The organism is Brevibacillus sp. FIR094, from assembly GCF_050477165.1.
Classification (GTDB): Bacteria; Bacillota; Bacilli; order Brevibacillales; family Brevibacillaceae; genus Brevibacillus.
The window spans coordinates 24,985-36,516 of the sequence record NZ_JBEAES010000047.1 but is presented as its reverse complement, the minus strand read 5'-3'; the positions used below and the strand labels follow the sequence as shown (position 1 = coordinate 36,516).

Genomic DNA, 11,532 nt, shown 5'->3' with positions numbered 1-11,532 from the left:
AATTAAACAAAACACGTTTTATTGAAAAATGTTGACATCCTATTAGCTGGTTTAGCTTAATGCCCCATCGTCAGTCTAATACTATATTTTCTCAGTCTAAAACAATGAGTACTAACAATTATTTAAAAAGTTCAAAAAAACCTGTTATGACAATCATTTGTCATAACAGGTGGAAAATCCCCTCCAAGTAGTGAGTACCACCCACCGTTAGGTGGGCGGGCTTTTTACACTGTCTACTCAAAGGGGATAATATCACCCCGTGGGAATTGTCTTTTTCTACTGATTTTTATTTTTTGTACTGTCTATTTGACAGGGTGCGGCTTGATCGTCATGTCTTTCTTGTCTTGCATAAATGCAATTGTCTTATTCTTTTACCGTGTATTCGTTATCCGCAAAAATGGCCTTGAGTTTATTTTCTTCCCAAGCTAAGGCAATATGGTCCACGTATCCACCGTTTCCTCCTTGTGGGGCAGTTACAATAATATCGTCTACTTTGTCGCCCGTATAGTCACCAATAATCAAGTTTGGTTCTCTCCCGAATTCCCCACTCAATGTCCCATCTACGTTACTCATCCAATCATATTGTACGTACTTCTGAGTTTTTCCATCCTGAACTACGATGGATAAATCGCTGGCATAAGCATCCAGTGATCCATCAATCAGTTCTTTTGTACCTACCAATATGACTTGGTCTTCAACAGAATCACCACTAACATCGGCCTTTTTGTAATCAAGTACATACGTATTTTCCTTTAGTTTAAGTTCAGGAGCTATAAATTTTTGACCAATTTCTACTTTAAGGGCGGAAGCTGTCTCTGCAGCTGAAGCTTGCGTTTTCCCCACTCCTACTGCACAAATGATACCTGCCAATGCCAAAACAGAAATTTTCATTATGTGTTGATTTTTCATTTTCCATGCCTCCATTAATTATTTGCTTGCTTACATATGAAAGACGTGTGAGATATCTAAAAAAGTTTGTTTCTCGATTAGCGCGGAAAGAAAACTTTAAGGGGAAACAACACCTTCTGGATGGTTGGAGACGGGTACCCCTTCAAAGGAAATGCCGCGGACTTCGCCTTTTGCCCGCGGCATCGTATTTAACAATCGGTTACCATCGAATAGCTTCCGGCATTCTTGATTTATTGCGGCTTGATCGCATCCGCTACCAGCGAAGCATATGCCTTCGCACCTTCTTTGGCAAGATGCACGCCGTCCCGTGAAAAATATGAATCTTTGTCGATGCTGGCCGTGTACCAATCGACGAGCGTCACATTGGAGAACTGTTTCGCCGCCTCCTCCAAGGTCGAATTGACTCCGCGTTCCCACGGACGCGGCACACGTATGTTTACAAGCACAATTTGTCGGACGTTTTCGAGCGAATGTAGCAGCGTGAAGAGTGTCTCTTCTGAGAACGTTCCGTTCGTACCGAGCTCGATGATGACAACGTCACCTAATTCGCCCTTCGACTTGAGCTGATCAATTACGTCCTTCGCCTGAGACATCTGTCGACCGACTTTGCCGTCGAGCGTGATGCCTGGAAGAAGATCTTGTAGATAAGGGGCAATGTCGAGCATGACTGAGTCGCCGATCGCGGTCACTTCCTGCCTCGCATCCAGCTTCGGTATCTCAGCGGTCTCTTTCGAGTTGTTTGGCTTTGATACCACATCTGTCTGCGCTATGCCTTCAAGTTCCGGACGTTCTGCGTCGAGCTGAGCAGCGCTGTCTTGTATGGTGTACGGCGACGATGTCCCGCCTGTCTGAAGGTCGCCGCCGTGCAAAAACGGGCCAGACGTCATTCCGGATGAACAGCTAGTTATACCGACCAAAGACATCACCAGTACGAGCAGCTTACACACCGGAGCGATTTTGCGACTGATCGTTAGCCGCTCCCTCCGCTTTTTTTGAGCGCGCATCTTCTTCCATACTTTACCTAAACCGCCATTGCGAATAGGCTCCTCGATAAACCGCCACGATAACGCGGCGAGCAGAACACTGACTCCTACCTGCAATATGCTGCGAACAATACTAGTCCCGCCGGTGTTGACCGCGGGACTTGTCAGTACGATAACCGGATAATGCCAAAGATAAATGCCGTAAGAACGAACACCAAACCACCGCAGCGGTTTCCAGCCCAATGCTTTGCCCAGCCTGCTTACCGGATGGGCGAGTACAGCCACAACTGCGGCCGAAGCTACGGATAAAAGCACAAATCCGCCTCGGTAAAGAAAGCTGTCGTACTGATCAGTCAGCCATATCATGACCACAATTGTCACGAGACCGGCTACTCCGATGCTATCAAGAATCAGGCGCGCTTGCGGTGCAACCTTTACGGAGAGTTGACGGCTCGGCCAAATCATAGCGAGCGCGGCTCCGATGAGCAAGGAGAACGCTCTCGTATCCGTACCGTAGTATACCCGGCTCGGATCTGTTCCCGGCTCATAAAGCAGCGCCATAGCTAGCGCCGAGAGAAGAGCAAGTACGAGAGTCAGCCCGAGAAGCCGCCATCGTTGAGGCGCGAAGCGAAGTCCAAAAACGAGGAGCAGCGGCCAGAACAGGTAGAACTGCTCCTCCACCGCGAGCGACCAAAAGTGGCCGAACGGGGAAGGTGGATCGAAGCTCGAAAAATACGAAACCTCTTGAAAAATATGCCACCAGTTGTTGACGTACAACAGCGCCGAAAGTACCTCACCACGCAGTGGCGCCAGTTGGGAATGATCAAATAGCGTGATCCATACCATGACACCCGCAATCATGACGAGTAGCGCGGGCATTAGCCGCCGTACCCGTCTTAACCAGAAGCCTTTCCAATCAAGTCGTCGGTTCCTTTTCCATTGGGCTAGAAGGATGTCCGTGATAAGGTAGCCTGACAATACGAAAAACACCCCGACACCTAGCAACCCTCCGGGTGCCCAGCCGACATTGAGATGATAAACGATGACAGCAAACACCGCGAGCGCCCTCAATCCGTCGAGTCCGGGCATGTAGCGCCCATTATTGGTTAGCGGCTTAGGCATACCGTCCTCCCTCCCCATCTTTATAAGCAATTGTTGCGAATGGTGGGAATCGTTCGTTTGTTATGCGGTTCGCCACTGCGAGTCGTCTACAGCTGTTCTCATGCCATACATCTGTATTCTGTCCTTTCTATCACTTGAATTAGGTTTCAACTAGGGATGGGCATGATGGCTGATGGCTGAAGCAAATAAGGCCATCAAGAACACATGCCCGCTGGAAGTTCCGTGTTATGCCACGGCACGGTAGTTACTAGATTCGTTTTCAAAGGTTACCCATTTTCATTCTCTTGCTACTCGATTAGATTTTTATTTGACGTATTCTTTACTAACTAACGCATCGGCAATCACATCAGTTGGTATGATAAACTCCACCGCTCCCATATACCCTGGAGCGACTTCATATTTATCAAAACAGATGACAAGTTTACCTTCATCATTAATATAGAAAGATTGATTTTTATTAATATTGTCGATTTCGTCCCAATAAGTCTTGTCGGGGTCTACCTTCATCTGCTGTTTCGTCTGTTCCTTAATATTCTCGCTGATCAGGCTTACATAGCTGTCATCTTTAAATAAACTAGGCAAGGTAATCAAAAATTGATTTTTCTTGTCGATCGTGTCATACGTATATTTCGAGTAAGAATTAACCGTACTTACAACATATCTGCCAATAGCAAGAATCTGGTCATTGTCGGTTTTGACATCATAACCGCTTTTTACCCCTACATTACCCCCGCCATTTTTCTTTAATTCTTCCATTTCCACCATGAAGTCACTATAAAGTTTTTTACTTTCTTCCAGGTACTTGTTGTTTAGGGTGGCCTCTAATGTTTTATTCTCCATATTCGTAATGGCAGGTACTTTTATCTCGGCTTTGGCAGTGTTCTCATCTACGTTAAATTCGGTAAAAGTGAGCACCTTGACGAGTGATCCAATCAATGGCACTTCCGATAAGGCCTTTGCAAAGGTGGGGCTAGTATTAATCCCTGCTATCAATAGAATAGCCGCTACCCCGATCCCCGCGAGCCTCTTCATCATCGTCACATGTCTCTTCTTTTTTTGCTTGAGCGCTTTCTTTACAACAAAATCCAATTCATTAGGTATAGGCGTATTCTTATATTTTCTTTTCAATTGTTCCAGTTGCTCGCTCATCTTACTTTACCTCCTCCAAAATATCATTGCTCATATTAATTCGGAGTTTGCGGAGTGCTTGATACAATCGTGTTTTTACGGTATTGACGTTTTCGTTCATGATTTCCGCAATTTCTTCAATTTTAAGATCCTCAAAATATCGAAGTACAACCACAGTCCGAAAGGCATGGGGTAATTCTTCCAAAGCCTTCTCCAGATCAATGTCAGGATAGGCGTCTTCACTTGTAGGGCTGTGTAATTCCAACGTCTTATCATCGACAAGCTGAATCCTCTTTTGTTTTCTCAGGAAATCAAGCGATGTATTCACCACGATCCTGTAAAACCAGGTTTTCATCGCCCCTTCTGATTTTAAGGTTCCTGATGATGACAGAGCCTTACGGATGGAATCCTGAACAATATCCAGTGCATTTTCTGCATCCTTTACATAACTGAAAGCCAATTGATACATATTCTCCTTATTTTCTGTAATAAAACAAATCAGTAATTTTTCTACCTTCCTATCCATAAAAAAATCTCCCCTTGATACGCGCGTATCATTAGCTTGCTTTACATATGAAAGACGTGTGAGCTATCCAAATAGTTTGTTTTTCGATTATGGGAAATACTGACGTCCTTAACGCCACCTGCAAAATAAGGCTGGAGATTCTTCCGCAGAACTAGAATTTTCTACGCAAGAAAAAAGAACCTCGCTGTCCTTATAGGATCTCGAGGTTCTTCCCTACCAAAAACTAATTTTTTGTTAGCAGTGCGAAAGATTTTGTTACATTTAAGTCCCTATATAGTTGATCAAACTGCTTGCCGTCTTCCGACTCGGGATCAAACGGATTGGACTGCGGCGTTATAGACACATACACCATGCCGTTGGCTTCCGCAATTTCGCTCCCCACAGGCGGCCCCTCTTCACTGGAGAGGCGAGTCCAATCGTTTTTGGCAAATACAGAGATCATCAGCAACGGTTCCGCATCTTTTCCATCCTTTGCCGTATAATCGAATTTCATGACATACTTGGCGGATGGCAGAATTTTGTTTGCATCTGCTCCCCCATATTGGCTCACCTTGTAATTTCCGTTCCAAGAAACGGGCGGTGTAAAGCTGAAGTTTGCCTGCAGATTGGTGTATGCTTCTTGGTTATCCGCAAAAACAGCTTTGAGTCTGTTTTCTTCCCAAGCGACGACAAGATGATCCACGTAACCGCCGTTTCCTCCTTGAGGAGCTGTTACAATAATATCGTTCACTTTATTGCCCGTATAGTCACCAATAATCAAGTTTGGTTCCCTCCCGGACTCCCCATCCCATGTTCCATCTGTCCCTTTGGTCAGCCAGTCATATTTTACATACCCTTTGGTTTTTCCTTCTTGCACTACGATGGATAAATCACTGGCATACGCATCCAGTTTACCATCAATCATTTTTTTAGTTCCTACCAATATTACTTGGTCGTCAACTGAATCTCCGTTAACATCGGCTTTTTTGTAATCAAGTACATACGTATTCTCCTTTAGTTTAAGTTCAGGAGCTATAAATTTTTGACCAATTTGCATATTGGGGGCTGAAGCTTTCTGTTCTGCTGAAGTAACTTGGGGTTTCCCGACTCCTACTGCACACATGAGACCGGCCAGTACCAAAACAGAAATTTTCTTTACGTGTTGATTTTTCATTATCTAAACCTCCATTTATCATTTGCTTGTATATGAAAGACGTGCGAGACACTTAAAAAGTTTGTTCTTTGACTAGTCGCGAAGAAATTTCAAGTTCTATAAACTTACTGAACTATGGGGGAGGGTTTAGCAGCCTAAATCACATTTTTATTTCCTATAGTAATTAGAAACTCTGTAGTCATCTCCCGTATTTCGAATCAAGAGATGCTTTACGCCTATTTCCTCTGCAATCATCATCGTTTCCTCGAGTGGAAGGAGAGGTACTGTTCCCTATATCAGTGATTTCATCAGAAAAATCAAGGATGTAGAAGTAATCTCTTTCGAGGTCAGACATAAATTCATACCGTCGATTGGTTGTCCATCCTTTACCACAGGTTCCTCTACCCTCAGATGGAACATCTTGTATCTCCAGCCAAGGAAAATAGTCTTTACCGATTTTTTTACCTTCTTTAATATATTTTTCGTTCTTGGCACCGGTGATTTGTCGTTTGCGCTTGGCCATTTGCTCACGCCTAACTCTTATTTCAAAAATAAAAAGGAGCCACCCGAAGGCAGCCCCAAAATGGAGTCATGATGTAAATCTATGCTGTAGGATCTGTTGGCGTAATAGTAGAGCCGACACTACCATAATAACCCATCTGCTCAGTCTAATACTTTATGTTCTGAGTCTAAAACATTATTTTCATCGAACAAAAAGATGTTCAAAGAAAATAAAGTATTAGACTGGAGTTGTTGATTTAACACTGTTTTTGAGTCGGTAAATCGTTAGCTTTTGAAAAATAAGTATTAGACTGATTATCAACGCCCATCACGGATGACATCAAAAATAAAAAATAAAGTATTAGACTGTGAATGTCAATTAAAAGATTTACCACCTTGGCAAAACTCGATTGACCCGACGGCTGGGTGACACTTTTTTCGGAGTATCACCTTTTGGTCATAGTTCACTTCTTGTTTGTTTTAGAGTCGATTTTTCATTTCGCTTTTCAGGTACATGATCACTTTTTCAAATTGGTTCGTAACCGCGTCTTTAGTGGTTCTGAGCAGCGTATCTAGGTCTATTGAATCCACAGGTTGTTTCGTCAACGGCCAACGAAATCGAATTTCGTATACTTCTTGTCTAGCTCCCAGGTCGGCATGAGCCGAAGCAATCGAATAATGATTGTAATCAACCGTCGGCAGACTCTCATGATGTATCTGATTTCGGGTTTCGTTAATCAGTTCAAACTCCTGTATTGCTTTGCGATCGAAACGGCAATGTATATCTCCATCTTCATCTAACACCTCTAAAAAGCCATCCAGGTAATCGATAAAACTATCAATATGAACCAAGTAGTTTTTGAGATGCATTAATAATTCCACGGGACATATTTCTTGACCTTTCGTTCGTCTCAAGTTGTCAACAATATCTTTCAGATAACCATACTCGACATCAACGAAACGAAGCATAACCAATAGATTTACATACCTATACTCCAATTGTTTCAATATAGGTGTTCTTTCTATTAGAATTAACAGATCATCGAGCAGTTCCACACAATTTGCCGCTAAACCATTGTAGTAATCCCGATCGCCATTGAGATAGTCTTTACTATTCGTAATATCAAAAATGACTCTCTCTGCCATCATCTTCACCTCATTCTATTCTGATTCGCATTAAACTTTGTGTGCCTATTTATGATTTGTTATAGTCGATCTGTGACTCATCATCAACTTCTATCTTGGCACCAAGAATAAGATATTCAAATACTATATCCTCTAAATCATATAATTCAGCTGCTTTATCAGAGTAACCACCTGCTTCTACTAACCAGCCAGGCAATGTATAGCTGTCACTACCAACTATGGCATCACTTACTGAGCCGCCACGTGAAAGCCCAAAAGACTTATCAGAGATTTCAAAATCAATATAAACAAACTCCTTAAACTCTTCATTCCCTGCTTCGTAATTAATACTAAAATTGCACTTTGCTCCTTCTGTTATTTTGGGGAGTCTTTCTAATGCATATAAAGCGTTCCCTAACCCTACAATTTGCCTAGCTGCTATTCTTGGATGTTTTAAAATTCGATGAATTATGTTGATTACAGCATTAATGACATCATGATCTTCATCATCTAATATGAAACCAACTATAGAGTCAAAATCCAAGGAATCGTATATTTCCACAGCTTCTTCTTCGTCATAAACCGGTACCTGCAAGTTTATTCCAGTACCGGTTTCATAATCTCTATATATTGTTCTCCAAGAAATATGAGCGGCTTGAGATCGTAAATATTCCATTATCAAATCGACTTTTCTCGCTTCAGATGTGTTAAAACTATCAATAGTTTCCCAACACATTAGGAATCACCGCTTCCATTTAAGCTTCCAAGTAACTCTCTTGTTACTGCTAAGCTATCCAGTCCAAAGGTTAACTTTCGGAAAACGAGAGACCCGGTCCCTTGCACCCCATCACTCTTGCCGCGTGACAAGCCAAGAAAGGAAACGCTGGAAATACTGCGTCATCAACTTTTGGACAATATGAAGTAGCTAAAGCTGTTATAATATCATTCTCCCTCGAGTATCGTCTTCCATGAAGCAAATGAATTAGTATTATTCGCATTTTCAATTCGTTTAATTATTTGCTTAAAAGTTGTACTCGCTCTTTGGCGGTCAACGCTGTTTGTTTCTCCCAAGTAATTATCTACATGAATAGATTGACCTGTACTATCAGTAATAGGTTTTAATACCGCTTTTTCTGCATGGCGGCAGTAATGCTCAACCATACCTTTGTATGTCTTTGTTGCCGATGTGACATTTTTAAACGCATCTATTGCAAGGGACTCAATATGATAGCCTGAAAGTTGTTTATGTTGGGGTAAGCCTGCGTTAATCTTTTTAATAAGCTTTATCAGGGGTACCAGTTTATTCCCATTTGCTTGATTAACGGCAGTTAGTTTCTCTGCAAACTTACTTGGTTTTATTACATTGCTCCATCTATTCTCACCAGGACGAGCTATACGATACCCCGTTTGCGTTTTTATACTTGGTAATAACTGAATTTCATGTCCTGAAGTGAATTTTACTGTTACTGCCAGTTCCCCAATTTTTACCTCCGTATTCGGGAGACGTCTTTTAACTTGCTCGCTAAAAATTTTCAAAACCTCGTCAGGTTTCGCATTAGCTAACCCACTATTATTTATTTGAACTAACATATCCACATCACTCAAACCATCGGCATAAGTATTTTTGATTATTGAACCGCCAAACCTAAGCTCCACAGAACCATCAATATCTTTCTCTAGAGCATTCTTCAAAGTTTCCAAATGTCGGTTTATTCCTTCCACGTCACGATCGTTTACGTCTTTAAATAAATCGTTGATGTATCGATTGATATCAGCTTCAAACTTTTCTTTTTCTGCTCTAGCTTCTCTTTCTTTTTTCAATTCACTAAGCGATTTTCCCGGAATACTATATCCTCCACCACTGCCACCCATTTGTTTTCCTCCTCTACTCACTACTTTTCTGAACCCCTAACTGTGTCAGAATAAGCATTAATTGATTGAGATCATTCTCTGGTATCCCAAGATCGTCCCAATTGGATGATTGCGAAAATTTTGTCAGTCTATTTTTAAGTTGGACTAACTCATACAAGTTCTCAGAGAATCCAATTACTTTTACTTCACCCTCATGTCTTTGCCAGAGGCCGTTACTAATCGAATAATGGTTTAAATATGAAGGAACTCCGTTCTTAAAGGAAAAACGAAGCCAGGATAACCCATCAAATATATCTGCTCCGCATAGGAAAAATAATGTTACCGTTAAAGGATCCAAACATCCAAAAACATGAATTGGTGTATCTAAACCAGCATTCGATAGAGTATTTCTGATTCTAAATATATTATTAGCTCTTTCAAGAACTGAGTGCCCCAATTCCTTTTCTGTAAATCCCAATATATCAAATGGTGCAAAAAGCTTTATTTTCATAATTATGTCTTCTATATTAATAAGAGCTTCTTCATTTGATATTGGTTTACATAAAAAATCCGACGCGAATTCAGGATATTTCTCAAAAAGTCCTTGTGCTCGATTTACTTGTACATCCAAAGGGAACGATTCCCAATAATCAAAATTAACCAGCACAATATCTGTTATCTTTTTTAATTTACTTACCTCTTGTTCGTATAGCTTCTCATTCCATTCCCTTGGAAAGTGCAAATCACCATAAATGTCTGCGACGTCATGTTCGCGAATTCTCTCGTAACCACCACTGTCAACAAAGAGTATATCTGATTCATAAATTTGGTCACCAAGTAAATATCCGTAGTGTAAGTCATATGTACTCACAAGGGATGCATCTGTGAGGTTTTGATTTAGGTAATCATGTAATCCCTTTACATGAGGGAACCCTTTACTTGAAAACGAAGGAACAAGTATTGGTGTACTGCTCCCAAACTTTTTAATATACCTAATCTTCCCTAGATGATTTCCCATCCAACATCCTCCTATCAATACACGATAGACATTTTCCACAAGGCTCGTTTTGTCCCGTTTCACAGCTATATGTTAAGTAAACCGGTACTTGCTCATGTAAAGCATATTCATAAAGTTGCTCTTTTGAGTAATTAAGGAAGGGGGCTATAATCCTTATCACTCCTCCGAAATAGCCATCAAGTATTGACTGAGCGTCGTCGACAAATGCTGGGGTTGAATCATAATAGGGCGTTTCTGAATGAATCCCTATTGAGATGAAAGACACTGATCTATCAAGAAAACTACATGCAGCCAATACAAAAAGTGCATTTCGACAAAAGAACTCGCCCTCCTGATTTTTGATCGAAAACCCCAATTTTACCCGTTGTAGTTGAATATCGTAATGTTCGCTAATTGCTCTAGCTGATTGATATTCTCGCTCACAACTAGCTTGACCATAATCAAAAAAAATCGCTGCAACTTTCTCTCCTTTTGAAAGGTGATATTGAACTAAGGATGTAGAATCAACCCCACCACTTAATAAAATCAGCACCTCATAAGAGTCTTTATCTTTGTCCTTCACTACCATTATCTTCACTCCTGTTACCCTGACCACAAAACTGTGTAATTTTCATTTTCCATTTATAGAATGGAATGCTCATGTGCGGCGTAATTTCAAGCTTTTTACTAATGTCTATTTTTATTCTAAGACGTTGTTTTTCTTTTAAGAATGTACGATCTGGGATGACTGGGGCATTTTCATGAATGTAATTATATTCATTCGTTAATTTATCAATGTCATCTTCTGATATCACTTCGTAAGTTTCTAGTATACTTGCCTTACGAATAAACGAAGTCAATTGTTTGCCTATCGTTTCATGAGAAGCAGCCTTTTCTCCAAAACGAAAGTATTCTTCTAAGATCGTTAAAATAAAAACAAGTCCCGCAAAAACACCAATGATAAGCTTATATTCGCCGTCTGTAAGATTTGAAATCCAAGGAAGAAATGTTTTATACTCAGCAAACGTTAATACTGCTGTTGCTGAGGACCCTACTAGTACCAAAGCATGTAATGATTTATTTATCCAATTTGCTTTCTTACAAATACTGAAGTGCATTTGTCTGTTTTGTTCGGCTTTCTTTTTAAGTTCCTTTACTTGAATAATTGGGTTATTTGACACTTGTTCCCTCCTGGACCAATTTGCAAATAAAATAAAAAGACGTAGCAAATAGAACTTAATCTGCTACGCCCTGGTGT

General features: G+C 41.0%; 12 protein-coding genes. All 12 read right to left on the bottom strand.

What is annotated here, in order from left to right:
- Positions 1 to 363: 363 nt before the first annotated feature.
- Positions 364 to 909, bottom strand: coding sequence for a hypothetical protein (locus ACQ5DJ_RS27130; RefSeq protein WP_429845148.1), 546 nt, complete (start codon positions 907 to 909; stop codon positions 364 to 366).
- 230 nt (positions 910 to 1,139) lie between these two features.
- Positions 1,140 to 3,014, bottom strand: a complete 1,875-nt coding sequence (locus ACQ5DJ_RS27125; protein ID WP_429845147.1) for an acyltransferase family protein — start codon at positions 3,012 to 3,014, stop codon at positions 1,140 to 1,142.
- Between the two features lie 303 nt (positions 3,015 to 3,317).
- On the bottom strand, positions 3,318 to 4,163 hold the full coding sequence (locus ACQ5DJ_RS27120) for an RsiV family protein (RefSeq protein ID WP_429845146.1): 846 nt from the start codon (positions 4,161 to 4,163) through the stop codon (positions 3,318 to 3,320).
- 1 nt (position 4,164) lies between these two features.
- Positions 4,165 to 4,668: an RNA polymerase sigma factor gene (locus ACQ5DJ_RS27115; RefSeq protein WP_429845145.1), complete on the bottom strand. Its 504-nt coding sequence runs from the start codon at positions 4,666 to 4,668 to the stop codon at positions 4,165 to 4,167.
- A gap of 223 nt (positions 4,669 to 4,891) precedes the next feature.
- Positions 4,892 to 5,821 (bottom strand): hypothetical protein, encoded by a 930-nt coding sequence (locus ACQ5DJ_RS27110; RefSeq protein ID WP_429845144.1) that lies wholly within the window; start codon positions 5,819 to 5,821, stop codon positions 4,892 to 4,894.
- 178 nt (positions 5,822 to 5,999) lie between these two features.
- Complete coding sequence (locus ACQ5DJ_RS27105; protein WP_429845143.1) at positions 6,000 to 6,323, bottom strand: transposase; 324 nt, start codon at positions 6,321 to 6,323, stop codon at positions 6,000 to 6,002.
- Positions 6,324 to 6,781: 458 nt separating this feature from the next.
- A complete protein-coding gene (locus tag ACQ5DJ_RS27100) occupies positions 6,782 to 7,450 on the bottom strand; it encodes a hypothetical protein (protein ID WP_429845142.1) in 669 nt (222 codons plus the stop codon).
- Positions 7,451 to 7,496: 46 nt separating this feature from the next.
- A complete protein-coding gene (locus tag ACQ5DJ_RS27095) occupies positions 7,497 to 8,162 on the bottom strand; it encodes a hypothetical protein (protein WP_429845141.1) in 666 nt (221 codons plus the stop codon).
- A gap of 206 nt (positions 8,163 to 8,368) precedes the next feature.
- Positions 8,369 to 9,298 carry a CBASS oligonucleotide cyclase gene (locus ACQ5DJ_RS27090; RefSeq protein WP_429845140.1) on the bottom strand — a complete coding sequence of 310 codons (930 nt, stop codon included), beginning with the start codon at positions 9,296 to 9,298 and terminating at the stop codon, positions 8,369 to 8,371.
- 13 nt (positions 9,299 to 9,311) lie between these two features.
- Positions 9,312 to 10,295, bottom strand: a complete 984-nt coding sequence (locus ACQ5DJ_RS27085; RefSeq protein WP_429845139.1) for a hypothetical protein — start codon at positions 10,293 to 10,295, stop codon at positions 9,312 to 9,314.
- The gene (locus ACQ5DJ_RS27080; protein WP_429845138.1) at positions 10,270 to 10,863 is read right to left on the bottom strand and encodes a 7-cyano-7-deazaguanine synthase; all 594 of its coding nucleotides are present in this window, start codon (positions 10,861 to 10,863) and stop codon (positions 10,270 to 10,272) included. Before ACQ5DJ_RS27080 ends, ACQ5DJ_RS27085 begins: the two co-directional genes overlap by 26 nt.
- Positions 10,841 to 11,455 carry an SLATT domain-containing protein gene (locus ACQ5DJ_RS27075; RefSeq protein ID WP_429845137.1) on the bottom strand — a complete coding sequence of 205 codons (615 nt, stop codon included), beginning with the start codon at positions 11,453 to 11,455 and terminating at the stop codon, positions 10,841 to 10,843. Before ACQ5DJ_RS27075 ends, ACQ5DJ_RS27080 begins: the two co-directional genes overlap by 23 nt.
- Between the last annotated feature and the right edge of the window lie 77 nt (positions 11,456 to 11,532).

Coding starts and splice junctions, on each gene's coding strand:
- ACQ5DJ_RS27130 (WP_429845148.1), bottom strand. CDS start 909: ATGAAAAATCAACACATAATGAAAATTTCTGTTTTGGCATTGGCAGGT.
- ACQ5DJ_RS27125 (WP_429845147.1), bottom strand. CDS start 3,014: ATGCCTAAGCCGCTAACCAATAATGGGCGCTACATGCCCGGACTCGAC.
- ACQ5DJ_RS27120 (WP_429845146.1), bottom strand. CDS start 4,163: ATGAGCGAGCAACTGGAACAATTGAAAAGAAAATATAAGAATACGCCT.
- ACQ5DJ_RS27115 (WP_429845145.1), bottom strand. CDS start 4,668: ATGGATAGGAAGGTAGAAAAATTACTGATTTGTTTTATTACAGAAAAT.
- ACQ5DJ_RS27110 (WP_429845144.1), bottom strand. CDS start 5,821: ATGAAAAATCAACACGTAAAGAAAATTTCTGTTTTGGTACTGGCCGGT.
- ACQ5DJ_RS27105 (WP_429845143.1), bottom strand. CDS start 6,323: ATGGCCAAGCGCAAACGACAAATCACCGGTGCCAAGAACGAAAAATAT.
- ACQ5DJ_RS27100 (WP_429845142.1), bottom strand. CDS start 7,450: ATGATGGCAGAGAGAGTCATTTTTGATATTACGAATAGTAAAGACTAT.
- ACQ5DJ_RS27095 (WP_429845141.1), bottom strand. CDS start 8,162: ATGTGTTGGGAAACTATTGATAGTTTTAACACATCTGAAGCGAGAAAA.
- ACQ5DJ_RS27090 (WP_429845140.1), bottom strand. CDS start 9,298: ATGGGTGGCAGTGGTGGAGGATATAGTATTCCGGGAAAATCGCTTAGT.
- ACQ5DJ_RS27085 (WP_429845139.1), bottom strand. CDS start 10,295: ATGGGAAATCATCTAGGGAAGATTAGGTATATTAAAAAGTTTGGGAGC.
- ACQ5DJ_RS27080 (WP_429845138.1), bottom strand. CDS start 10,863: ATGGTAGTGAAGGACAAAGATAAAGACTCTTATGAGGTGCTGATTTTA.